Annotated in this window: 19 protein-coding genes, 1 other RNA gene and 1 pseudogene; 15 read left to right on the top strand and 6 right to left on the bottom strand. The window is 46.1% G+C overall.

Annotated elements, in window-relative coordinates; genetic code table 11:
- The first annotated feature begins 42 nt into the window (after positions 1–42).
- Both D0A34_05580 and D0A34_05575 read left to right on the top strand, forming a co-directional pair.
- Positions 43–2259, top strand: coding sequence for a glycine--tRNA ligase subunit beta (locus D0A34_05580; GenBank protein UNU18415.1), 2217 nt, complete (start codon positions 43–45; stop codon positions 2257–2259).
- Positions 2260–2457: 198 nt separating this feature from the next.
- A complete protein-coding gene (locus tag D0A34_05575) occupies positions 2458–3804 on the top strand; it encodes a UDP-N-acetylmuramoyl-L-alanine--D-glutamate ligase (GenBank protein UNU18414.1) in 1347 nt (448 codons plus the stop codon).
- A 138-nt stretch (positions 3805–3942) separates the two neighbouring features.
- Here the strand turns inward: D0A34_05575 and D0A34_05570 are convergent, their stop codons facing one another.
- From D0A34_05570 to D0A34_05555, 4 genes are all read right to left on the bottom strand, one after another.
- Positions 3943–4122: a hypothetical protein gene (locus D0A34_05570; GenBank protein UNU18413.1), complete on the bottom strand. Its 180-nt coding sequence runs from the start codon at positions 4120–4122 to the stop codon at positions 3943–3945.
- A 30-nt stretch (positions 4123–4152) separates the two neighbouring features.
- Complete coding sequence (locus D0A34_05565; GenBank protein UNU18412.1) at positions 4153–4515, bottom strand: hypothetical protein; 363 nt, start codon at positions 4513–4515, stop codon at positions 4153–4155.
- Entirely contained in the window at positions 4484–4666 is a 183-nt protein-coding gene (locus D0A34_05560) for a hypothetical protein (protein UNU18411.1), read from the bottom strand. The genes D0A34_05565 and D0A34_05560 overlap by 32 nt, the downstream gene beginning before the upstream one ends.
- Positions 4667–4760: 94 nt before the next feature.
- Positions 4761–5171: an MAPEG family protein gene (locus D0A34_05555; GenBank protein ID UNU18410.1), complete on the bottom strand. Its 411-nt coding sequence runs from the start codon at positions 5169–5171 to the stop codon at positions 4761–4763.
- On the opposite strand from D0A34_05555, the gene D0A34_05550 reads away from it, so the two are divergent.
- The 3 genes from D0A34_05550 (at position 5170) to D0A34_05540 (ending at position 6838) form a co-directional block, all read left to right on the top strand.
- Positions 5170–5421, top strand: coding sequence for a hypothetical protein (locus tag D0A34_05550; protein ID UNU18409.1), 252 nt, complete (start codon positions 5170–5172; stop codon positions 5419–5421). The genes D0A34_05555 and D0A34_05550 overlap by 2 nt on opposite strands.
- A gap of 209 nt (positions 5422–5630) precedes the next feature.
- Positions 5631–6410, top strand: a complete 780-nt coding sequence (locus tag D0A34_05545) for a class I SAM-dependent methyltransferase (GenBank protein ID UNU18408.1) — start codon at positions 5631–5633, stop codon at positions 6408–6410.
- A 92-nt stretch (positions 6411–6502) separates the two neighbouring features.
- Positions 6503–6838 carry a cupin domain-containing protein gene (locus D0A34_05540; protein UNU18407.1) on the top strand — a complete coding sequence of 112 codons (336 nt, stop codon included), beginning with the start codon at positions 6503–6505 and terminating at the stop codon, positions 6836–6838.
- 175 nt (positions 6839–7013) lie between these two features.
- Here the strand turns inward: D0A34_05540 and D0A34_05535 are convergent, their stop codons facing one another.
- Entirely contained in the window at positions 7014–7715 is a 702-nt protein-coding gene (locus D0A34_05535; protein UNU18406.1) for a Crp/Fnr family transcriptional regulator, read from the bottom strand.
- Between the two features lie 39 nt (positions 7716–7754).
- Between D0A34_05535 and D0A34_05530 the strand changes: the two are divergent.
- The 5 genes and pseudogenes from D0A34_05530 (at position 7755) to D0A34_05510 (ending at position 13160) form a co-directional block, all read left to right on the top strand.
- Positions 7755–8270: pseudogene (locus D0A34_05530) on the top strand (hypothetical protein).
- Positions 8271–8451: 181 nt separating this feature from the next.
- Positions 8452–9285, top strand: coding sequence for a thiazole synthase (locus D0A34_05525; GenBank protein ID UNU22182.1), 834 nt, complete (start codon positions 8452–8454; stop codon positions 9283–9285).
- Between the two features lie 69 nt (positions 9286–9354).
- The gene (locus D0A34_05520; GenBank protein UNU18405.1) at positions 9355–9522 is read left to right on the top strand and encodes a ssl1498 family light-harvesting-like protein; all 168 of its coding nucleotides are present in this window, start codon (positions 9355–9357) and stop codon (positions 9520–9522) included.
- Positions 9523–10067: 545 nt separating this feature from the next.
- Positions 10068–12362, top strand: a complete 2295-nt coding sequence (locus D0A34_05515) for a tetratricopeptide repeat protein (GenBank protein ID UNU18404.1) — start codon at positions 10068–10070, stop codon at positions 12360–12362.
- A gap of 105 nt (positions 12363–12467) precedes the next feature.
- A complete protein-coding gene (locus D0A34_05510; GenBank protein UNU18403.1) occupies positions 12468–13160 on the top strand; it encodes a DNA-binding response regulator in 693 nt (230 codons plus the stop codon).
- 117 nt (positions 13161–13277) lie between these two features.
- Here the strand turns inward: D0A34_05510 and hemG are convergent, their stop codons facing one another.
- Positions 13278–14738, bottom strand: coding sequence for a protoporphyrinogen oxidase (gene hemG / locus D0A34_05505; GenBank protein UNU18402.1), 1461 nt, complete (start codon positions 14736–14738; stop codon positions 13278–13280).
- Between the two features lie 749 nt (positions 14739–15487).
- Here hemG and D0A34_05500 point away from each other — a divergent pair.
- The 5 genes from D0A34_05500 to D0A34_05480 all read left to right on the top strand — a co-directional run bounded on the left by D0A34_05500 (position 15488) and on the right by D0A34_05480 (position 24075).
- The gene (locus tag D0A34_05500; GenBank protein ID UNU18401.1) at positions 15488–19723 is read left to right on the top strand and encodes a PAS domain S-box protein; all 4236 of its coding nucleotides are present in this window, start codon (positions 15488–15490) and stop codon (positions 19721–19723) included.
- Between the two features lie 76 nt (positions 19724–19799).
- Positions 19800–20978, top strand: coding sequence for a magnesium and cobalt transport protein CorA (gene corA / locus D0A34_05495; protein UNU18400.1), 1179 nt, complete (start codon positions 19800–19802; stop codon positions 20976–20978).
- A gap of 317 nt (positions 20979–21295) precedes the next feature.
- Positions 21296–21731, top strand: an RNA gene (gene rnpB, locus D0A34_05490) — RNase P RNA component class A.
- A 278-nt stretch (positions 21732–22009) separates the two neighbouring features.
- Positions 22010–22717 (top strand): ribonuclease III, encoded by a 708-nt coding sequence (gene rnc / locus D0A34_05485; protein ID UNU18399.1) that lies wholly within the window; start codon positions 22010–22012, stop codon positions 22715–22717.
- A gap of 206 nt (positions 22718–22923) precedes the next feature.
- Positions 22924–24075, top strand: coding sequence for a gfo/Idh/MocA family oxidoreductase (locus D0A34_05480; protein ID UNU18398.1), 1152 nt, complete (start codon positions 22924–22926; stop codon positions 24073–24075).
- The last annotated feature ends 8 nt before the right edge of the window (positions 24076–24083 follow it).

Here is a 24083-nt window from a genome sequence, read left to right as displayed (position 1 = left end):
TTACCTTAAATTACCCTAAACAAAATTCCATTACGGTGCGATATGCCTAACTTTTTATTAGAACTCGGTACAGAAGAATTGCCGGCATCTTTTGTCGCAGGCAGCGCCCAGCAGTGGCAGCGACTTGTACCTGCAACGCTGGCAGAAGAATCCTTGACAAATGACTCTATTAATGTATACGCTACTCCGAGGCGTTTGGCCGTTCTCGTGAAAGGACTGCCAGTTCAGCAATTAGATAGAGAAGAAGAGGTAAAAGGGCCACCCGCGAGTTCGGCTTTTAAAGATGGCAAACCGACGAAAGCAGCCGAAGGTTTTGCGAAAAAGCAGGGTGTCGAAATTGATGCTTTGGAAGTTCGCGCTACCGATAAAGGCGATTTTGTGTTTGTGCTCAAAAAGATTCCGGGGCGGATGACAGCGGATATTTTGACAGAACTTGTGCCGCAGTGGATTAATAAGTTAGAAGGCAAAAGATTTATGCGGTGGGCAGACGGAGATTTGAAGTTTCCGCGCCCGATTCGATGGATGGTGGCACTGTTAGATGATAGTGTACTGCCCATTACATTGGTGAGCGGTTCGGATACGGTCAAGAGCGATCGAATTTCCCAAGGACACCGGGTGTTATACACCCCCCCTACACCCCCCCTTGGCGAGGGGGGGACATCGCTTCCTACACCCCCCCTTGGCAAGGGGGGGACGGGGGGGGTCTCGATTCCGCAAGCCGAGGATTATGTCGAGTGTCTGCGGGCTGCTTGCGTGGAGGTCGATCGAACCCAGCGCAAAAATCAAATTAAAGCACAAGTAGAAGCCGCAGCGACAAAACAAGGCGGTTACGCCGACATTACCGAAGATTTGTTAGAAGAAGTCACCGACTTAGTAGAATGGCCGAACGCAGTTGTCGGCAAATTTGATGAGGAATTTTTGATATTGCCGCCGGAAGTAATCACCACAATTATTGTTACAAACCAGCGGTATTTTCCAATTCTCAAAAGCCCAGATTATCCCGAACTTCTGCCCTATTTCATTACAATTTCCAACGGCGACCCGGCTAAAGCCGCGATTATTGCTGCAGGTAACGAGCGAGTAGTGCGGGCGAGATTGGCAGACGGTCAGTTTTTCTACAAAGCAGACTTGGTAAAGCCTCTAGAGGATTATTTGCCCAAGTTGGCAACAGTTACTTTCCAGGAAGATTTGGGGACAGTGCGGGCAAAAGTCGATCGTCTGTGCAAAATTGCCAGCCTCATCGCCACTCAACTGCAAATCACAGACGAAGAACAAGCTTATATAGCAAGAGCAGCCTTACTTTGTAAAGCCGACCTCGTAACCCAAATGGTTTACGAACTTCCCGAAATGCAAGGAATCATGGGGCAGAAATACGCCTTAGCAAGTGGCGAATCGGAAGAAGTAGCCACAGCAATTTTTGAACATTATTTGCCCAAAGGTGCGGGCGACAATTTGCCCCAAACTCTGACTGGTCAAGTTGTCGGAATAGCCGACAAATTAGATACTTTAGTCAGCATCTTCGGCTTGGGAATGTTGCCGACTGGTTCATCCGACCCCTTCGCTTTGCGCCGCGCCGCTAATGCAATAATTAACATTATTTGGGCGGCTCAGTTGCCAATCAATTTGCACCAGTTGCTCACAGAAGTTGTTGCCGAATTTACCGCAGCGCGCCCGGAAACACCGGCGGAGTTGCTGGATCAGTTATACGAGTTTTTCTTGCAAAGAATTCGGACTTTGTTGCAAGAAGAAAAAAATGTAGATTACGATTTGGTAAATGCAGTTTTGGGAGAAAACGACCCAGAATATACTGAACGAGCATTGAGAGATTTGTTGGACGCACTGGAAAGAGCGCTTTTTCTGCAACAAATCCGCAATAACCAGACTTTGGATCTAATTTACGAAACAGTCAACCGTTCAACTCGTTTGGCGGCTCAAGGAGATTTGGATAAAGTAGAATTGGAACCGAAAACAGCGGTGAAACCAGATTTATTTCAAAAGTCGTCTGAACAAGCTTTTTACGATGCAGTCGTGCAGTTAGTGCCGCAAACCCAGCTATCCAAGCAAACTCGCAATTACCAGCAGTTGGTAGATAGTTTGACTGAAATTGCTCCTGCTGTCAGCGGCTTTTTCGACGGGCCAGAAAGCGTTTTGGTGATGGACCCCGACCCGGAAATTAAGCGAAATCGGTTGAATCTACTGGGGTTATTGCGGAATCACGCGCGGGTGTTGGCTGACTTTGGGGCGATCGTGAAAAGTTAGAAATGACCCGGTATTATCTTGACGATTATACGACTGACGCATCGATTCTATTTGTAGGTGCGCCATAAGCATCTGACGCTAAGAATGATCGATTTCGCGCCTAAAACTAAGCCGAATGGCCAATAGCCAAAAACCAATGGAAGGTTAAGATATAAACTTATAAAACCAGGGAAGTTCGCTCCATCACACACACAACTTATGCCGATCGCTCATATCATTGGACTAGGAAAATCAGGAATTGCCGCCGCCAGACTCCTAAAACGCGAAGGATGGGAAGTCACGCTGAGCGATCGCTCATCTTCCCCAAATTTGCTTGAACAGCAACAGGAATTCGCTAACGAAGGAATTCATGTGGAGTTAGGTAAATCTTTTGAACCAGTCGAATCTATAGAATTAATAGTAGTAAGCCCGGGCGTTCCCTGGGACAGTCCAGCATTAGTGCGCGCCAGAGAGTTAGGCATTGAAACAATCGGAGAAATGGCTCTCGCGTGGCGTTACCTCAAATCTCCTTGGGTGGGAATTACCGGCACTAACGGCAAAACTACTACTACTGCTTTAATTGCTGCTATTTTTGCAGAAGCCGGGCTTTACGCTCCCGCTTGCGGCAATATTGGCTATGCTGCGTGTGAATTAGCTTTAGCCGAAAAACCGCCGGATTGGGTAATCGCAGAAATCAGCAGCTATCAGATAGAATCCTCGCCGTTTGTAGCGCCACGAATCGGAGTTTTGACGACTTTGACGCCGGATCATCTCAGCCGCCACAAAACTTTGGAAAATTACTACAACATTAAAGCGCATTTGCTGAAAAAGTCTGAATTGCAAGTAATCAATGGCGACGATCCTTATTTGCGGCAGCAAGGAGTTGAAGTTTGGCCGGATGCGTGTTGGACGAGTGTGAAAGGTGAAAAAGAACTGTTGGGGAATACAGATTTTGGAGCCTATATTCAAGATGGTTGGGTAATAGCTCAAAGCGAGAAAATTCTGCCTGCTGATTCTTTGCGGATGGTGGGAGAACACAATTTGCAGAATTTGTTAATGGCGGTGGCGGCGGCTAATTTGGCGGGGATAGATAAAAGTGCGATCGCCCGGGCGATCGCTAAATTCCCCGGAGTTTCGCACCGCCTAGAACACATCTGCACTTGGGAAGGCATAGATTTCATCAACGACAGCAAAGCTACTAATTACGACGCCGCCCAAGTCGGGTTGGCTTCTGTCAGCGCACCGGCGATTTTAATTGCGGGCGGCGACGCCAAAGAAGGGGACGATCGCGCTTGGATTGATACAATCAAGGCGAAAGCTGCTGCGGTGTTGCTCATTGGGGATGCGGCGAGTCTTTTTGCCTCGCGGCTCGAACAAGCAAATTACAACGCTTGGGAAATTGTCGAAACAATGGAACGAGCAATCCCGCGATCGGCAGAATTAGCCCAACAAAATCATGCTAAAGTAGTGCTGCTTTCCCCAGCCTGTGCTAGCTTCGATCAATACCAAAACTTCGAGCAACGCGGCGATCATTTCCGCCAATTATGCCTCGAATCCCTAGTTTAGATATGTCTTTGTTCGCTGTGTACAAAGTAAGATTGTTATACACAGCGAGCACTAACAAAATTCAATCTGCGTTTATCGGCGTCTATCGGCTTACATCTGCGGTTAAAAATTAAAACCTCTGATTTCCGCTAATCTACTTTAACTACCAGTCTTCCAAACAGTCTTAATCCTATCCTGTTGTTCCCCTTCTAGCGCCTGAAAAACTAACATCATTTCCTCATGAGTGTACTCAATAATGATCGCCGCCAATTGAGCGGCAGTTTCCGCTTCCAGCATGGCTAGTTTCAATTTTGTCATTGCTTCTGTATCCATCAACACTAAAACTTTGATTTTTACCTCACTTTTATTTTAATTGGGACGGCAAATATCTGTTAATTTTGCCTTAAGATTAGCAATCTGAGCAGTATTTACGGTGTCAAAATTGCGCGAGGATATTGTAAATTCTTGCCTGCAAAGCTGAGAAAGCAATTTTTCATCAATCTCCAGAATCTTGCCTTCCGAAGTGACATTTCTTTGCAACAAAATTGCGATTTCTCTTTCCAGTTGGCGATAGCCTTGCTGAAAGAAATCTTGAGAGTTAGAACGAAACAAACCGCTATTGACTTGCTGAATTTGGCTAGGTGTCAGCGATTGAGCCGAGACAGCAGCCGGAAATCCAAAAGATGCTGCTAGCCACCAGCTATAAATTATCTGTTTGAGAATGCTGTTCATCACTGTCGGGAAGAGTTATTACCTCAGTTGGTTTTTCGTTTTCTGACTCGCTTGCTAATTCATCTTCTCGTTCAAGTTTTTCTTGCCACTCCACAAGCTGGTGAAAAAGTTTCGGGTTAATTTCAAATACGGGTTTGTTGGTTTCTGACATATTGACTCCTAAAATTTATTACATTTAACTGGTTCCCAGGCAGAGCCTGGAAACGACTAGAAAAACAAACAATTATGTGGATCGGAAGCTAGGCTCAAACCTTCAGCAGCGACATAATTATGCCTGTTAATGAACCCCCAAGCAAAGCTAAAGTAGCTAAGGTACTAATGCCAAATCCTGCCGCTCTTTTTTCGGCAGCTTGATAGTAACCCCAAGCAAACAAAATGCGTCCAACTATCCAAATTGCGCCGATACCAGCGCCCCAAATTGGGCTGATAAATTGCGAGAACAGCCACAGCGAGGGCAAAAATAGAATCATTTGCTCTAAGGTATTTTGCTGAACTCGCACCACTCGCTCAAAGTCTGGGTTTCCTGTCATCTGCGGGGGAGAAACTTTGTGTTTGAATCTAGCTCTACCGACGTTGATGGTAACAACGAAGTAGAGAATTAATGCGGAAACAGTAATTAGACTAGGCCAAAGTGTCGCGTTTGCTTCTGCAAGCATGATTCGGTATTATTGGGGTGGAGTAGATATCTTGATTATAAATCAATTATTGCCGATCGCGTCATTCATCGCCATTCCGTCATTCAAGGCAGGGGATTTGATTCAACTGCTGGGTATTAGTGGCGTGGCAATTGCTTTAGAGTTCCGGGACATCCTCGAAAACTTGCTGGCGGGGATTTTGATTGTTTTTGATCGCACCTGCCGACGGATACAAACCCGCGACTCTTCTCGTGAGCAGCCCAAATTTTAGACTCTTATTTAATCTCCCAGATTCATCTGTAAAGTAAATCTAAAATCTAAAATCTAAAATTTGTAGAGTAAATTTAAAATCTAAAATCTAAAACTGTAAAAATTGAGGAGGCTGACGCACCCTACGATAATTTGAATATGAGCTAGATCATAGAAAGATTTGGGAGAATTTGGCAAACTGAGAGTAAGGTTAAATAGGAGGTCAATTTAATGACCAATACTGCTCTCAATTTTAAGACTGCACCCGGACATGAAGTTCTGGCGGCGGCTGGCAAGAAAATGCTGAGGCCGGGGGGGAAACTTGCTACGGAACAGTTATTTGAATGGGCGGATTTTCAACCGGGCGAGACTGTTTTGGAGTTGGCTGCTAGTTTTGGATATAGTTCGATCGCCCTTGCTAAACGTTTTGGTGTAAAAGTAGTGGGAGTTGAGAAAAATCCCGAGAGTGTGGCTCGCGCTCGTGCTAATGTTGCAGCAGTCGGTTTGAGCGATCGAGTGGAAATTGTGGAAGGAGATATTTTTCACTTGGAGCGGATTTCCCAACAGTTTGATTGGGTGTTGGCTGAAGCTATCCTGACAATGCAGTCGCCGTCGGGGAAAGCTAAAATTGTATCGGGAATTTGCGATCGTTTAAAACCAGGTGGCAAGTTTCTCTCTCACGAACTTTTAGCGAGAAACCGAGAATCTGAAATTCACAAAGCTTTATCAGAAGTGACTCGGGCTAACTCAACGCCTTTGTCTGAGTCTGCCTGGATTGCTGTTTGCCAAAACGCGGGTTTGCAAGTAGAAAAGTGTCAAACCGGGGCGATGGGACTCCTCAACTTACCGCGAATGCTGCAAGATGAAGGGGTTGTGGGTACTGTGCGGATTGTGTGGAATATATTAAGTCGATCGCAAATTCGCGATCGTATCTTAGCAATGCGTCGAGTTTTCCAGCATTATCAACAAGATCTAGGCTACATCGTTATCTCTGCCAAAAAACAATCTTAACCGACTCAATAGATTTTCGATTTTCGAGGGAAGAAAGTGAAGCCACTGATAAATTCGGGGCTTGTGACCAAATTAATTAATTGCCAAAAACTATGACTACTACTCTTTTAGCGCTACAATCTTCAGCTATCCAACTCCGAGACGCAATTGAATATCCCGCCGCGGGAGTGTCGAGCAAAGTTTTAATCAAAGACAAGAATTGTCAGTACAATTTACTTTGTCTGGCTGCTGGTAGCGAGGTTTCCGAACACTCTTCGCCGCGCAATGCCACAGTTAATGTCATCGAAGGAAAGGGGATTTTGACTCTAGAAGGCAAAGATATTGTCTTGGAACCGGGGGTGTTTGTTTTTCTGCCCGCCCGCGCCCTCCACGCTTTGAAAGCTGAACAAAATTTGGCATTTATCTTGACACTTTCCGAGCCTCATTAATGCCATCATTATTCGGTAGTAGCGGGTTTTACCAACCATAGTTGCCGCCGAAAATCAATAATCTGATAAACCCGCCCCGATTCACGGGTTGTGGGGGGCTGGTTTATATAGATAGTGAGTGGCAATCAAATATTGTTTGTGAAACCCGCCCTTACCAGAATTGGGATTTTAACATTTAATCTATTTCCTCTCCAGAGGCGATATCCTCCAATTTTTTCCAGTCCAATACAGTAATTTTACCGCCTCGACTGTAGGATACAAACGGCTTGAGTTTCTTAAACAACCGCACGCATTCTTCGTAGGTAATTCCAATACTGCGAGCAATTTGATAGTAGGGAAAATGTTTTTCTAAACATACACTATTATTCGCAATCTTCGTACCTTGCTCGACGCCAAAGTAATGAATAAATCGGGCCAGCCGCACGATCGCCCTTTCCGACACCAAACCGTGCACGGTATCGTGCAGTTGCTGCAACCGCTGGTTGAAAACCGCCAATATTCGCAAAGCAATCTCGGGATTTTCCCGAATTGCTGCTAGCAAAACTTCCCGTTCTGTGGTAAGAACTTCCACCTCAGTTTCTGCTGTCACCGTTGCGGGGGCAATGCCCTTGCCTAGCAAAGCAGGTGCGGCAAAAATATCTCCCTGAAATAAAGTGCGGAGAATTGTTTCTTTGCCCGCCGCCGCTGTTTTTGCAACCCGCAGAGAACCGCTCAAAAGAGTGTATAATTTTTCGGGGATGCGATCGCCCTCATACATCACAACTTCTCCCTGTCGGTAAGTCCGAATTGCTGTGTGTTCTTGCAATCGCTCTAATTCAGTTGGGTTTAAGCTGGCAAATATTCCAATTTTAGCCAGTTGCTCAACAGTTGCTTTCATACATTTAACTCTACCCGATAGGAGCCCATTGACAGTATAATAAAGGTACATTCAGAATATATCGAGACAAGTAGAGCCATCTACGAAAATGCAGAATTCCAATATCAGCGATATTATTGTGATGAGATAGCTGGCGGATTTGTGCTAATCCAACGCCACAAAAATCTTAATAATTCGGAATTCTTTCTTGCTGAAGTTTTGGCTAAAATAGGGATGAGAGTTTAAATGCTGAGCGAGCAAGCAGCAGAGGGTGTGACAACGCCCGATGCTAAGAGAGACAGTCAGATTTGCGAATTTAAGGAGTTGACAGAAGAGACTTAAAACATCACATATCGAGTTCAAGAACGAATCAGCAGGGCAAAAAGTCAAGGTGTGGCAGTCGTAATTATTCATGTCACTCGAAAAACTTACAAGTTTTGGAAGATAAACGGCGGCATCAGAAAAGCTTTTTATAGGGACGAAATGCAACTGATTGAAACCATTATATTAGTATTCGCAAGCGAAAAAAATCAAAAACTTACTAGGGAGGAATGGGAAAATGAAAGACGTTTTTAAGGAGTTTGAAGAACTTATACAAACCAGCTTAAAAAATAATATGTCGCGAGATGCCAAATTGATGACAGTTGGGCAAATTTTATATGCTGTTACCCGCGACGATCTAACCATAGAAGAAGGTCGGCAGCTTGAAGAGATGATGGGTGGCACAGTACACCGGGAAGAGGCACTTGAGAACAGCATTTTTGGCTATCCAGTAGATACAGCCACTAAATCTTTAGACAAACCTCTGGTTATTGCCGGCAAAACTTTTCATTCTCGTTTGATGACGGGTACGGGAAAATATCGCAGCATTGCAGAAATGCAGCAAAGTGTCAACGCTAGTAGGTGCGAAATTGTGACTGTAGCTGTGCGGCGAGTGCAAACAAATGCTCCCGGTCATGAAGGATTGGCAGAAGCTCTTGATTGGACTAAAATTTGGATGCTGCCAAATACTGCCGGTTGTCAAACTGCCGATGAGGCGATTAGAGTAGCTCGTTTGGGCCGGGAAATGGCGAAGCTTTTAGGGCAAGAAGACAATAATTTTGTCAAATTAGAAGTGATTCCTGATGCTAAATATTTGCTGCCAGATCCGATCGGCACTTTGGAAGCTGCAGAACAATTAGTCAAAGAAGGTTTTGCCGTTTTGCCCTACATCAATGCCGATCCCTTGCTGGCAAAACGCCTAGAAGAAGTCGGTTGTGTGACAGTCATGCCTTTAGGTTCGCCCATCGGTTCAGGACAAGGGATCAACAATGCCGCCAACATTCAAATAATTATTGACACGGTAAATGTTCCTGTGGTTGTCGATGCGGGTATCGGAACTCCCAGCGAAGCGGCGCGAGCAATGGAAATGGGAGCCGATGCACTGTTGATTAATTCCGCGATCGCCAATGCCCAAAATTCCCCGGCAATGGCAAAAGCAATGGGAATGGCAGCAGAAGCGGGGCGGCTGGCGTACTTAGCAGGAAGAATGCCGATCAAAGATTACGCGATCGCCTCTTCCCCCCAAACAGGCACTGTTACCTCCAAATAAATGGCCGAATTTTCCTGGGCGCTTTTTTGGTACAGTTGTAAACATCAAAAATATTAAGGATTGTGACTGATGCCTTACATCAAAGATGACGATGGACGCCTGAACAACTTTGCTAAAGAGCCGAAAATGTACGGCGCCGAACCTCCCAACCAGAACCAGCAGCGGAACTATCTCATCATGGGTATTGCTGCAGTCATGTTGGTCGCGGGTTTGGTGTTTGTGGCTGCTTCCGTCTAAAAGCTGGGCTTACACTCAAAGCTGATTCAAATCGCAATTTTAAATAATCATTCAACAAACCATGTTTTCCAACCAATGGAAACATGGTTTTTGTGTTTCAATACAAAGCAGGTAGTTGCGACAGTCCTGAAGCGTGCCGAGCGAGCTGGAAAGCTAAATAATATCAATTCCGGTAACACCGGAATGATGGAAAGTGCGGAGTGGGGAGTGGGGAGTGGCAGAATGTGGAATTATTGACCTTGACTTGATCATTCCCATCCAACCGGAAACGATATAAGACCAGCACAAATTTGGTTCTTTGCTCTCGGCTGTCAGCTTCAGGGACTTGGGTTGCACTTAATCACACTGGTTCATCACCCACATAAAATTGCCAATTGAAAGTCTACAATCCTTTAGTCATCACCGGTGCGATTGACTGCCTTCGGGGCTTAGTTGGGAGTTATGAGCGATCGAGATTTCAACTCTCAACTCTACAATCTAAAATCTACAATCCAAAATCTAAAACCTAAAACCTAAAATCTAAAATCTAAAATCGGCTGCTCCTGATGTCTATTCCTTCCCAAAAAGTTTCTAGCTCGAACAAGCTGATCTACCAACGCTTGAAACAGGCGATCGACCTCAATTTACGCCGTCAAATTTTTATTGCCGCCTGTGACGACTTGTGCTTGCGGGACTGTCTGGCAGCCCGCTTGCACACAGAATTAGCCGCAGAGAGCGCAGGCTCAGATCCTCGCTCCCCGATCAACTACCCCCGATTTGTCAGTTTGGAACTCGACTTGAGCGATCCAAATCCTTGGGGTTCGATCGCCGCGTGGCTGACCCAACACCCACCGCCGCAAAACAGGGGCAGCTACAGCCCTTTGCCGGGATTTCAAATTCTTGGGGCAGAACACCTGACCAGGCAGTCAGCAGCAGTGCAGTGGTCGTTCCTGAGCTATTTGAGAGACATCGAAGCAAACCTGCAAATGTGCGAGTCTACTCTGTTGCTGTGGGTGTCGCGCCCCTGGCTAAGTTCGATCGAGCAATCGGCCCCGGAATTTTGGCACTGGCGAACCGGAGTATTTGAGTTTGAAGGCGAACCAACTCCAGCTAAGGGAGACTTCGGGCACTTTGATGACTTCGGGAACTCCGGAGACTTGCGAAACTTACGGGACAACAGAGACTTTGGCAACCAACTTTTAATACCTTCTTTGTCTGGACAATCCCCCATTCCCGACGAACAATCCCCAATTCCCGATCAACAATCCCCAATTTCCTCTCCCCCTTCCCCAGCGCCAGATTCTAAATCCGTCCAACTCACAGAGGACGAACAATCCCCAATTTCCCATCCCTCGTCCCCAGCGCCAGATTCTAAATCCGTCCAACTGGCAGATTTGGTGCTAGCAGCGGCTTCTGAGGAGTTGGAAGCAGAAAATAATGCCACATCGGAGGACAATTTTCTGCCGCTGCAAACTCTGCAATACATCGAACTGCTGCAAGAACATCAGTGTTCTTGCGAAGCCTTGGCTTTGGCTTATCACAGTTTGGGGAATTACTACCGCGATCGCATTCTGGGCGGAGACGTTTCAGAGCAAAACCTGACAATCGCCATTCGCGCGATCGAACAAGTGATTGCGTATCTCGAAGTTGACACCAACTCGCAGCCAAATCAACCACTAACTGATGAATGCGCGCGGCTGATTGCCCAATTGACACAAAATTTAACTCAGTACGCCCAGGAGTCCAACAGCCTACCGCCAATTTCCGATCTGCTCAACGATCTCGGCACTCTCTACTGGATGCTATCGCGCGATCGCACCAATGCCCTCAACGCCTCAGATCCAGTATCCAGCCTTGAACGCAGCATCGCCCTCTACCTTGAAGGTTTGAACCGAACAGATGGCGAAACCGTACCCCAAACCCGCGTTAGATTAAACAAAAATTTGGGAATCGCCTCGGCCGATTTAGCCCGCTACCGAGACAAGACAGAGAACTTGCAGCACGCAGTTGCAGCTTACCAACAAGCGCTGCTGGATCTAGACCCCGCCGTGGAGCCCCAGCAGTACGCTGCTGCTCAGAATAATTTGGCGACAGCATACTGGAATTTAGCCCAAGATGGTGAGCCGATCGTATATCTCAAAAGCGCGATCGCAGCTTACACCCAAGCCCTCTCCTGCTACAGTCCCGAACGAGAACCCCTCAACTATGCCGGAGTGCAAAACAACCTGGGTACCGCCTGCTGGAACCTCGCCCAGCACGAACCCTCAGAACCCCTGCTAGTCAGGGCGATTTCCGCCTACCGCGAAGCATTGAAATACCGCACCCGAGAATTAGTACCCGCAGCAGCAGCCGCCACCTACAATAATCTCGGTACCGCTTATTGGCATTTGGCGAACCAGTTTCAGCAGAAACAGGCGCGGACGGAATCATTGCAGCAGGCGATTACCGCCTACGAAACCGCCCTGGATATCGCCGGAGAGCTCGATCGAACCCAACTCACCTTTGACGCCTTGGCCGCCCGCAACAATCTCGGACTAGCCCACTATCAACTAGCCACCGACCCCGATTTCGCCACTAATAAAGTCGCCCAGACAAGCCATCTAGAAGCAGCACTGCACCACCAGTTGCAAGTGTGTGCCGAATGGGGACAATATCTCAATGACAAAGGGTTAACATATGGGGATAAACTCAACTTGCAAGCCGCGGCAAACTCCCAAGCTGCTGATTCCCGGCAAACAGCATTGAGCTATATTGTCAAAACGATTAGAGCTTTCTATAGTGAATGTGGGCTGCCAGGCCAAAATTTAGCCTTATCCAAAGTTCCTGGAGATTTATTGCCTGAAATTTTGCGTAGGTTATAAATAGGGCTATAACTATTAAAAGCTCAATTTTTTCGAGATTTGTATCCAGTTTTCTATTATTATGGCTGAATATTCTTGCCTAATTCTTCAAGCAAACTTGTGGTCATGGCCCCTGTAAAAATCCTTGTGGTTGATGACGACCCGGCAATCCGAAATTTAATTCACCGTTTTTTGAGCCAGCAAGGTTATCAAGTTGAGTCTGGCGAGGACGGTCAGACTGGTCTGGAATTATTTGAGCAACTCAATCCTGACTTAGTAGTTCTAGATGTAAATTTACCTGATACAACTGGCTACAAACTGTGTCAAGAAATGCAAAGACGCACGGGCGTGTTTGTGTTGATGCTGACTGCCCGAACCGATGAAGCTGACAAAATGAAAGGGTTTGCCGAAGGTGCTGACGACTACATTACTAAACCTTTTAGTCTTGTAGAGATTGGAGCTCGCGTTGCAGCAATTTTGAAGCGCAAACGCATTGTTACTCCCGCCGAACAACAAACTCTTACTTTTGGAGAGCTACTAATAGATCCGGTTCGCCGCGAGGTAATTCTCGGCACTCAGATAGTTGCTTTGACTGCTTTAGAATTCGACCTGCTGTACTGTTTGGCAAGCAAACCCGGTCGCGTGTGGAGGCGATCAGAATTGCTGCATGAAGTGTGGGACTACGAGTATGTAGGAGCCGATCGCGTGGTGGATGTCCATATCGGTCAAATTCGCCGCAAAATTGAACCAGATGCCAATCAAATTTCGATGATTCAAACCGTCAGGGGGGTGGGTTACAAATTTGAACCCACAACCTAGTAACATTCGGCATTGGGCAGCGGATATGAAGGCAGAAGGCTGTTGTAGGTGCGGGTTCACCAATATCTCGGATTAACATACTCGATATTTGTACACCCGCCCTCCCCACACAATAATTCAGATCGATCGAGTATCTGATTGTTTGTTCTGCAAATACTCGCCCACTTCTCGTGCACGCTCAAAACCCCTTCGCACGCAATCTCCCAAAGCCACTCCGCCAACGTAGTTGCTGCACAAATACACCCCAGGCAAAGACTTTAAGCCCTCATCGATTTGTTGCAGGCGATCGAAATGCCCCAAATTGTACTGAGGAATCGCCCGCTTCCACACATTCACCGCTAAAACTTTTGGCTGTGGCACATCTGGTTTCAGCAAAATCCGAGACAAATCTCGGTGCACCTCGCGAACGATTTGTTCTGAGTCGAGATTGCCAATTTCCGAATCAGTAGCCCCGCCGATGTAACTGCTGAGAGTTTGCCACCCTGCAGGCGCGCGATCGGCAAATAAACTCGATGTCCAAATCGTCCCCAGAGTGCGAATTCCCTGCCCCCTCGGAATTAAATTTCCAAAACCTACTAATTTATCCTTGACATCAGACTGCGGATATGCTAAGACAACGCAGGCAACCGTAGGATAAGTAAAAGCTTGTAAAGCACTGCTAACTTTCGGTTGCAGAGGCTGTAACAACTCGGCTGTAATGTAAGCCGGCGTTGTCAAAACCACGGTGCGCGCCTCAACTTCCTGCTGTCCGTCGGGCGTCGAGAATACAGCAATGTAAGTTTCGCGTTCTGTACGCTGGAGGCGAGTCAAGTGCCAGTTGACTTTCACTCGATCGCCCAATTGAGCAGCGATCGCCTCTGGCAGAGCCTTCAACCCCTGTTTGAACGAACCCAACTCCCCCGGTCTAGTAGACGGAACATTCGGGTCTGCAGGCATTTGCTTCGGTCTTTTCCTAGCAGAAAGCAGCGCCCCCGCCATCAGCCCGCCACCAACATCAGCCATCTTCGTTACCCGGCCGAAAGCCGCCGCCGCGCTAAGTTGTTGCGGATCGCCGGCATAAACCCCCGAAACAAAAGGTTCCACCAACCGCTGCATCACTTCCGTACCGAGATGACGGCGGAAAAATTGAGAAACAGTTTCCTCGTCACCCTGCTGCGAAAGTCCAGAACCGATTGCCGGCGCGACAAACCCCAAAGCCCCGAACAACGCCCGCAGTTTCCCTGGAAAACTCAGCAACTGAGACTGAATCATCGCCGGTGGAGTCATCGGCACCGGTTGCAGCTTATTTTGCCAATAAACAAAACGAGGCAATTTGCGATCGGCAAAAATCAACTCCTGCTTCAATCCCACATCCACAGCCAACTTCATCAATTCTGGCGTCGGCGAAAAACTGTTCGGGCCCTCCTCCCAGAGAAACCCTTCCGCTGTCACAGTGGTGATGTTCCCGCCCACACGTCCTTGACTCTCAGCGACTAAAATCTTCAGCGAGGATGGACTCGTTGCTTCCTTGTGAAGTGCGTGCGCCAAACTCAAACCGCTAATACCCGCACCCACAATCAAGGTATCTAATAGTTCCATATTACATAGAAAAATATCGCAATCTTTATGTTACATGGCTTTGCACGGCTTGCGTTCTTTGCTTCGCGTACTGCCAAACCGCTTTCAGATTACCGAATTGGGAATTGGGAATTGGCAATCGGGAAGTGGGAATCGGGAAGTGGGAATCGGTAAGCTGTCGAGCATTTCTGAAGCATTTTTCTCGCAGGTTGTGGATTAACCTCTGCCCACCTCCCCATTTCCCGGTCTCTCCATCTCGCTTTTGTATCCGCTGGGTCTGGTTTAAAAAAAGAGCATCTGCTGTAATTAAGCTATATTCCCAAAAATACTATTTCTTTAAAATTTTTGTATTATAGGGAACAGCACCGAAAATTGCACCCGGAAACGCAGCAGTACAGTGCCCAAAAAGATTTGAGTGGGTTAAACTAACTTTAGGAAAATTTTAGAGCTTAAGCAAGTCAGCACCCCCCTCGGAAGAGATGGGGCTTTATGCCCTAATCAAAAGAGAGAGTTGACTAGCTATCGTCTTAACTGATTACGTTATCAAAAATATGCGTGTAAGCCCAAGCTGCTATCCGATCGGGGGTGAAATGTTTGAAACGGTAATTGTTCCCTTGAAAATAGATCACAAAAGTACCAATCGACCAAGTATCCCCCTGTCGCAATAATTAATATTCAAGGCGGTGAAAACTGCTTGATGAGTGTTTCCTCGATCAGTCTAAAGACACGAGGTTTCCCTAATACTAAGCTTTTCTCATGAAAAAATACCCATGCAGGAAGTTATCAACTCGTTTCAGTCTTTTTTCTCTAACTCTGTTGATGCTTTCCTAGAGTGCGATCGACAGCAAAAGTACCTATCGATCAATCCTGTCGCTGCTGCTTGGATGGGATTGGAGCCTACTGAAATAGTCAACCAAACTAATCAGGAATTATTAAAATTATATCCCAATAATGCTGCTGTCAAAAGTATAATTTCGCAGATTGATTCTTGCCTGCAACAAGTATTTATAACCGGGGAAAAACGGCTGGCAATTCATGAGGTGACGGCGGCAGACGGCGGGATTAAAATTTACGAAACAGCTTACACGCCAGCGGTGGATGCCTCTAGCAAGCAGATGCGGGTTTTGGGCATCGGTAGAGATATCACGAGGCACTACCGCTGGCAGCAGCAGAAAGCTCAACAGTTACGCCGATCGAACCATTTACTGTGGTTAAATGCAGCTAACAGTCCGCTGGCAATGGTAGGCTGGGATGAAGATTTTCGGATCGTTCAGTGGTCGAAACGCGCCGAGGAAATCTTTGGCTGGACATCCGATGATATGATGGGCAAGCACTTCGGCGATTTGGCTTTGGTTTGCCAGGAAGATAGAGAGGCTATAAGCGCGATCGAGCTTGAACTAGCCACTGGCAACGGCAATACTTCAATTAACCGCAACTATACTAAAAGCGGACAGGTAATTTGGTGTCGCTGGTTCAACTCGATTATTGGCAGCGGCGACACTTTTACTGTGCTTTCTTTGGTGGAAGATATCACGGATCGCAAACGATTGGAAGCAGAAAAAGCCCAAGCTTCTCGCCTCACAGCAATGGTAGCCGATGTGGGTATTGCCCTCACCAAACACCCTCAAGATATCCTGCTTCCCTGCTGCGAGGCAATGGTGCGGAATCTTGATGTCGCTTCTGCTGAAATTTGGACTTTCAACTCTCAACATAATCTTTGGCAATTGCAAGCAGCCTCGGGAATATACAGTCGCACAGAGGATCGGGCTAGCTTTATTGAAAGTAAGGTTAACTCGATCGCCAAACAGCAAAAACCGGAATTTGACTGCGGATTTGAACTGAATAATTTTGGGTTCCCAGAGGAAGAATCCGCGAAATCAAAAGAGGTACACAGTTCCGAAGTAGCGATTATCAACACCAGCCAAAAGCCGACAAATTGCCCAATACCGAAGCAAATTCTCACCTTCGCCGGCTACCCTTTGATAGTCGAAGAACGGCTGGTGGGAGTCATGGTAATTATCAGCCGCCAGCCCCTGACAGCACCTTTTCAGGAAACTTTAGCATCGGTTGCTGATGTCATCGCTTTAGGCATCGAACGCAAGCGTGCAGAAGCTGAATTAAAATCAGCTAGAGGTTTCTTCGATTCCGTAGTAGAAAATCTGCCGGTGGGAGTTTTTGCTAAAGATGCTTCTTCGCTGAAATTTGTGCTGTGGAATAAAGCGGGAGAAACGATCGCAGGTGTTACCTCTCAAGAGGCGATCGGCAAAAATGACTACGATATTTACCCCAAAGAGCAAGCTGATGTTTTCACGGCTCAAGACAGGGAAATATTGACCGCCGATCACAACCAACCTACTGTTAAAGACATAGCCGAAGAGCCGATCCAAACTCGCCACAAAGGTATGAGAATACTGCACACCCGCAAAGTGCCAATTCTCGACGCCGCAGGCCGTCCTCAGTACGTTTTGGGGATTACTGAAGATATTACCGAACGCAGGCAGGTAGACGAAAGCGTCCGCCTCTACGACCAAATTGTCGAGAATATGCAAATTGGTTTGTACGTCTATCATTTAGAAAATATAGACGATGACAGCACTCTCAGGGCGATCGCATCGAATCCCGCGGCTACCCTGTTTACCGGATTAGAAATGGCTGATGTTCTGGGAATGACAATCGACGAGATTTTTCCCCACCTGCGCTCGAAAAACATTCCCCAAGCATTTGCTTCGGTAATTCGCACCCAGAAAGCCGTAGAACTTGAAGATATTGACTGCGATGAAGGCGGCCGAATAACTCGCGCTTTTTCTATTAAAGCTTTTCCATTACCCAACAACTGCGTCGGTGTTGCTTTGGAAAACATTACTGCTCGCAAGTGCCTGGAATTACAACTGCAGGCATCTTTGGAAAAAACCGAACGTTCCGAACAACTTCTACGCACAGTAATAGACAAAACCAGCGACTGGATTTTTGCCAAAGACAAAAATTTTCGCTATATTTTGGCAAACAGGAGTTTCGCTCAAGCGATCGGCAAAACAGTCGAAGAAATAATTGGCAAATGCGATTTAGAATTAGGATTTTCCGAAGATATAGTGTTTGGGAATTCCGCCCAAAATATCCGAGGCTTCCGCACAGACGACTCTGCTGTACTGGCCGGGGACATCATCCACAATCCCTGCGATGCGGCAACCATTGCTGACGGTTCAGTACATATTTTTGATACCCAAAAACTTCCCCTGCGCGACGCTGAAGGTAATGTATTTGCAGTGCTAGCTTTCGCTCACGATATTACCGGACGACATGAATCGGAAGCAGCTTTGCGTAGAAGTGAATCAAGATTTAGGTCTTTGGTAGCTAATATTCCCGGAGTGGTTTATCGCTGGAAGTGCGATTTTTCGACTAATTTTATTAGCGATGCCGTTTACTTATTAACCGGCTACCCTGCGGCAGATTTTATTTGGCTTATGGAGAGGATAGGCCGGACTTTTGCTAGCATTATTTACCCCCAAGATTTGGCAAAAGTAGAAGCAACTATTCGGCAAGGCATAGAAAACAAAGAGTCTTATAACTTGGAATACCGCTTGCTAGCAGCAGACGGCACGGTTAAATGGGTGTGGGATAAAGGTTCTCCTGTGTTCGACGCAGATGGAAACGTTTGCTATTTGGACGGGGTGATTTTTGATATTAGCGATCGCTACTGCGCCCAAGAAGCATTGCGCCAAAAAACTTCCGAGTTGGAATCTGTTTTCCTGGCCTTGCCAGATTTGTATTTCCGTCTCAACGCTGACGGCATTATTTTGGATTGCTTGTCAGGAAATTCCTCGGATTTGTACCTGAGTCCCGAGTATTTTGTGGGCAAACGAATGACCGATATCTTGCCGACAAACGCCGCCAGCGAATTCGAGATGGCAATGCTTGAAGTTTCCGAAAAACGAACTCCAATTAATATCGAGTATTCGCTACCTATGCCGGCAGGAGAAGAAACTTATGAAGCGAGATTGCTGCCTTTTAACTCGAATCAAGCGATCGCTATCGCCCGTAATATTACCAAGCGCAAACAAGCCGAAGCTCAATTAAAACATAAAAATCGCCAGCTAGAGCAAACATTGAAACAATTAGGCAGGACTCAAGCTCAACTAATTCAAGCGGAAAAAATGTCGGGTTTGGGACAGCTAGTCGCGGGAATTGCTCACGAAATCAATAATCCTGTCAGTTTTATTTACGGTAATATCACTTACGCTAGTGAGTATGCCAAAAACTTGCTGGCACTGTGCAGTTTGTACCAAACACATTACCCGAAACCTGTTGCTGTTATCGCAGAGTTTGCTGAAGAAATAGAAGTGGAATTTATGAAAGAGGATTTCCCGCACCTCCTGAATTCAATTCAAAATGGAGCCGATCGCATTCGCCAAATTGTTCTGTCTTTACGCAACTTTTCCCGGCTGGAAGAATCAGATATCAAGCGTGTTGATATCCACGAAGGCATAGACAGCGCTCTGTTAATTTTACAACACAAAATTAAAGAAAATGGCAGGAATCGCCAGATTGAAATAGTTAAAGAATATGGAAAATTGCCGCCGATACAGTGCTACGTTGGACAGTTAAATCAAGTTTTTATGAATATTTTAAATAATGCTATTGATGCTTTAGCGGATGTCAGGCATAGGAAGTTAGACTTGGCGAGTTATTCGGAAGAGGAAGGGCAAGATTTTCCGACTTTACCTTTAAGTTGCGACGCATTGCCTTGGATTCGGATTCGCACGGAGGTGTTGAAGAACAATCGGGTTGCGATCGTAATTTCAGATAACGGATCGGGAATGGCAGAGTCTGTTAAATCTCGGGTATTTGACCCGTTTTTTACTACTAAACCCGTAGGTAAAGGTACAGGTTTGGGACTGTCTATATCTTATCAGATTGTGGTGGAAAGACACGGGGGAACGCTGCGGTGCATTTCCGCGCCGGGAGAGGGAACTGAATTTGCGATCGAGATTCCCATTCGGCAGAGGTAATTAGTCATTGGTAATTGGTAGTTACACCCGAAAAATGATAATCTAATTAAAGGTTCTAACAGTCAGGAATATTAGCATGGTATACAAAAGCATACATACTTCTAGTGCCGTTGCAAAACCAATTAAAGAAGAAGATGATGATGATTCCTATGTTGACTATTTTTATGACGATCCGGGGGCTCCGCCGGGAACTCTGGACTTAGAACCAGATGCGCCACCTCCGGAGATTGTATTAATTGACTATTGCGAAACAGCCGCAAGTCGCGCCAAATTGGCAAATCCTCAAAAAGCTGCTGCGTATTTAGATACAGCATCTGTTTCTTGGGTTGATATGTTGGGATTGGGAAACAAAGAAACTTGGCGGCAAATGGGCGAAGTGTTTAATTTACACCTAATGGCTCAGGAAGATGTAGTTAATGTTCCCCAGCGACCGAAAGTAGTAGACTATGAAGAACACATTTTAATCATTGCTTGGATGGTGATGCTCCATCCAGAATTAGATACTTTTCATAAAGAGCAAGTAAGTTTGATTTTGGGCAAGCATTACCTGTTAACTGTTCAGGAAGAACCGGACTATGATTGTTTTGAACCAGTGCGCGAGCGCATTCGTAAAGGACAAGGAGTAATTCGCAAACACGGAGCTGATTATCTGGCTTATACTCTGTTAGATTCGATTATAGATGGATTCTTCCCTGTATTAGAAGTTTACGGAGAGCGCATTGAAGAATTAGAGGATGAAGTGGTGGTGAACCCCACCCGCAAAACCCTGGAAAAAATCTATAAAATCCGGCGAGAATTGCTGACTCTGCGCCGCGCCATTTGGCCGCAGCGGGATGCAATTAATGTTTTAATTCGAGATAGCAGTGATTTGATTAGTCCCGAGGTGCGAATTTACCTGCGCGACTGTTACGATCATACGGTGCAGGTGATGGATATGGTGGAAACCTATCGAGAGTTGTCTTCGGGTTTGATGGATGTTTACTTGTCTTCTGTTGGTAATAAAATGAATGAAATCATGAAGTTGCTGACGGTGATTTCGAGTATTTTTATTCCTCTAACTTTTGTTGCGGGAGTATACGGGATGAATTTCAATACAGAGAAATCGCCCTGGAATATGCCGGAACTGAACTGGTATTTTGGCTATCCGCTTTGTTGGGCAATTATGCTAGGGATCGCCTCTGGTTTAGTTTACTTCTTCTGGCGACGCGGCTGGTTTGATAATTTTTCTACTGTGAAAGATGATTCATTAAAGTAACCGAATTAAAGATTTGAGATTTGGGATTAAAGATTGAATAATTAAAAATTATGTGAGGTAAAAAGGTTTCCGGCCCCTAGTTGAATCCGTGCCATAAATCCTTGCCTGATAATTCCCAACTTTTCAGCCCCCTGATTCATCCGTGAGTGAATTTAAGGGGAGTTGCATGGAAATTTAATTGTTGGGCGGGCTTTCGGGCCCACCGTACAAGAGTTTGAATAAACACAAATGTCCAAATTAAGTGGGCGACAAGTTAAAATCTTCAATCTCAAATCTTAAATTGATTGACGAACGATCGCGTACAATAAATCTGGGGAAAAAGTAGGCGCAGGCGGTTGCGGATTAGCGAAAGCTTGTCTGAGGAAAGTCCGGGCTCCCGAAAAACCAAACTTGCTGGGTAACGCCCAGTGCGAGCGATCGTGAGGATAGTGCCACAGAAAGATACCGCCCCCCGATTTGAGATTTGAGATTGGAGATTGGAGATTGAATCAAAAATCAAGCATCGAAAATCGCAAAGTGTTAGGGGGTAAGGGTGCAAAGGTGCGGTAAGAGCGCACCAGCAGCATCGAGAGGTGCTGGCTCGGTAAACCCCAGTTGGGAGCAAGGTCGGAGGGACTATGGTTGGTTTTTTACCAGTTCCGTTTTTTGGTACCGCTTGAGGCGTCTGGTAACAGGCGTCCCAGATAGATAACTGCCCTCGAAAACTGCTTGCAGTTGAGAGAACAGAACCCGGCTTATGTCCGACTTTTTCCCCCCCATTTAATTAAAATTCCCGCTTGGGAATAATGTCCACAAATCCTTTCGACCTGTTTTATGTTGGGAAATCTGGGCACTGCCCACCCGAAGAATGATTTTGGGTAAGGTGCACCATAAGCACCCGGAGAAATATTTATTTTTTCAAGTAAAAAAAATTTATTAATATGAATCTGATACAAGTTTAAAAAAATAATGCAACTTTTGACAAGCTCGCAACCCGGATAGTCATCCGTCATTCTCAAATCTCAAATCTCAAATCTCAAATCTCAAATGGTATGATTTATCCGGGTCGCCAAAAGCAACTTGAAACATTAATTCAAAAATTGGGACTGACGAAGGATGCTTCGATAAAATGGCATCTCCTCGATTTAGCTTTGACTCATGCGAGCGCGTCAGCTAAGGCAAATTACGAGCAACTAGAGTTTGTCGGGGATGCAGTTGTGCGGCTGGCGGCGTCGGAATTGTTGTTTGAGATTTATCCTGACTGTACAGTGGGGGAATTTGCTGCTATTCGATCGATCTTGGTGAGCGATCGCATTCTTGCTAAAATCGCTGAAAGTTACGGGTTCGATCGCTATTTAATTGTTTCCAGCAGTGCCGCCTCGGACAAAACAGGCGCTGAACCCCGGCTGGCAGATGCTTTGGAAGCGGTACTGGCTGCGCTTTATTTGAGTACCCAGACGTTAGAATTAATTCGCCCTTGGCTAGATTCTCACTTTCAACGCCTAGCGGCGGAAATCCGCAGCGATCCTGCCCGCCAAAACTACAAAGCTGCTCTCCAAGAGTTGACTCAAGGCAAATACAAAACTTTGCCCAAATATAGCGTCCAAGAAACCGGGACAGTGCAGGGCGGGGAAGATCGTTTTACCGCAGAAGTTCTCATTCAGGGAAAGTTGGTAGCAGAGGGAAAAGGTCGATCGATCAAAGCGGCCGAACAAGCAGCGGCTCAGGTAGCTTTCAATAAATTAGTTGATAGTCAGTAGTTAGTGGACTGCTGACTGTTGACTGTTGACTGTTGACTGTTGAGTGGTGTTATCAGTTATTTGTTATTTGTTAGCTGCTACCAATAACCAATAACCAATAACTACTGCCAACAGTCAACAGTCAACAATAATTTTTTTCAATTAAAACATAGATAATAATAAGAAAATATGCTATAATTACTGTGCGATTTTTGAAATTATTATCAATGAAAATCGGAATAGCTGTATTGGGTGCAGGTCGCTGGGGAGTTAACCTAATTCGCAACTTTCTCGAACATCCCAACAGCCAAGTTTTAGCGGTGGTAGACCCGAATCGAGATTCATTAGCGGCCGTTCAAAAACAGTTTAATCTCGATGCCTCGGTGATTCTAGCTACCGATTGGTCTCAAGTGCAAGCCTTGCCGGGACTGCAAGCTGTGGCGATCGCTACTCCAGCTTCCACACACTACACCCTCGCCGCAGCAGCGCTGAAAGAAGGTTACCACGTCTTAGCAGAAAAACCCCTCGCCCTCAACCTCACTGAAGCAATACAACTCTGTCAATTAGCCGAAAAACAGCAGCGACAACTCTTCGTTGACCACACTTATCTGTTTCATCCAGCAGTCGATCGAGGCCAAAGAATTATTCAACAGCATCAACTCGGAAAATTGCGCTACGGTTACGCCCAGCGCACCCATTTTAAACCGGTACGCCATGACGTTGATGCCCTTTGGGACTTGGCTATTCACGATATCGCTATTTTCAATACTTGGCTGGAACAAATGCCAATTGAAGTAAGGGCGATGGGCACTGTATTTCCGAAGGAACCAGGAAAAGGGAAGAAGGAAGAAGGAATAAATAAAGAAGCAGCAGCAATTGAAAATCAATTGGCTCCTTCACTGCTGGCTACTAATTCTGCAGAAAAACTAGCAGATTTAGTTTGGGTAACGCTCACCTATCCCGACGGATTTCAAGCATTTATTCACCTGTGCTGGCTAAATCCCGACAAACAGCGGCGCTTAACAGTTGTTGGCAGTTTGGGAACCTTGATTTTTGATGAAATGTCGCCAGAAACTCCCCTGATTTTGCAGCGCGGCCCTTCAGATTACCGGGGCGAAGAGAATAACTCTTTTGAAAGTGCGTTAGCGAAGCCCTCGAAGAGGATCGCGCCGCAGCCAACAAGCATCAGACACCGCGAAGTGTTGAGTTTAGAACAAGTAGAACCGTTGAGGCGAGTGTGCGATCGCTTCCTCAACTGCGTGCAAACAAATACCCCCTCTCTTACCTCTTCGGGCGCGGCTTCCGTCGAATTAATCCGCATTCTCAGCACTTTGAGCAAATCCCTCGAACTCGGCGGACAACCCCTAATACCATTTTAGAGTTTAGG

It is taken from the genome of Microcoleus vaginatus PCC 9802 (genome assembly GCA_022701275.1).
GTDB lineage: Bacteria > Cyanobacteriota > Cyanobacteriia > Cyanobacteriales > Microcoleaceae > Microcoleus > Microcoleus vaginatus_A.
Note: the sequence above shows the minus strand (reverse complement) of the source record. Positions and strands in the feature narration are given on the sequence as shown.

Bases quoted from the DNA above. Each gene is read 5' to 3' on its own strand.
- D0A34_05580 (UNU18415.1), top strand. From the start codon at position 43: ATGCCTAACTTTTTATTAGAACTCGGTACAGAAGAATTGCCGGCATCT.
- D0A34_05575 (UNU18414.1), top strand. From the start codon at position 2,458: ATGCCGATCGCTCATATCATTGGACTAGGAAAATCAGGAATTGCCGCC.
- D0A34_05565 (UNU18412.1), bottom strand. From the start codon at position 4,515: ATGAACAGCATTCTCAAACAGATAATTTATAGCTGGTGGCTAGCAGCA.
- D0A34_05560 (UNU18411.1), bottom strand. From the start codon at position 4,666: ATGTCAGAAACCAACAAACCCGTATTTGAAATTAACCCGAAACTTTTT.
- D0A34_05550 (UNU18409.1), top strand. From the start codon at position 5,170: ATGATTCGGTATTATTGGGGTGGAGTAGATATCTTGATTATAAATCAA.
- D0A34_05555 (UNU18410.1), bottom strand. From the start codon at position 5,171: ATGCTTGCAGAAGCAAACGCGACACTTTGGCCTAGTCTAATTACTGTT.
- D0A34_05545 (UNU18408.1), top strand. From the start codon at position 5,631: ATGACCAATACTGCTCTCAATTTTAAGACTGCACCCGGACATGAAGTT.
- D0A34_05540 (UNU18407.1), top strand. From the start codon at position 6,503: ATGACTACTACTCTTTTAGCGCTACAATCTTCAGCTATCCAACTCCGA.
- D0A34_05535 (UNU18406.1), bottom strand. From the start codon at position 7,715: ATGAAAGCAACTGTTGAGCAACTGGCTAAAATTGGAATATTTGCCAGC.
- D0A34_05520 (UNU18405.1), top strand. From the start codon at position 9,355: ATGCCTTACATCAAAGATGACGATGGACGCCTGAACAACTTTGCTAAA.
- D0A34_05515 (UNU18404.1), top strand. From the start codon at position 10,068: ATGTCTATTCCTTCCCAAAAAGTTTCTAGCTCGAACAAGCTGATCTAC.
- D0A34_05510 (UNU18403.1), top strand. From the start codon at position 12,468: ATGGCCCCTGTAAAAATCCTTGTGGTTGATGACGACCCGGCAATCCGA.
- hemG (UNU18402.1), bottom strand. From the start codon at position 14,738: ATGGAACTATTAGATACCTTGATTGTGGGTGCGGGTATTAGCGGTTTG.
- D0A34_05500 (UNU18401.1), top strand. From the start codon at position 15,488: ATGCAGGAAGTTATCAACTCGTTTCAGTCTTTTTTCTCTAACTCTGTT.
- corA (UNU18400.1), top strand. From the start codon at position 19,800: ATGGTATACAAAAGCATACATACTTCTAGTGCCGTTGCAAAACCAATT.
- rnc (UNU18399.1), top strand. From the start codon at position 22,010: ATGATTTATCCGGGTCGCCAAAAGCAACTTGAAACATTAATTCAAAAA.
- D0A34_05480 (UNU18398.1), top strand. From the start codon at position 22,924: ATGAAAATCGGAATAGCTGTATTGGGTGCAGGTCGCTGGGGAGTTAAC.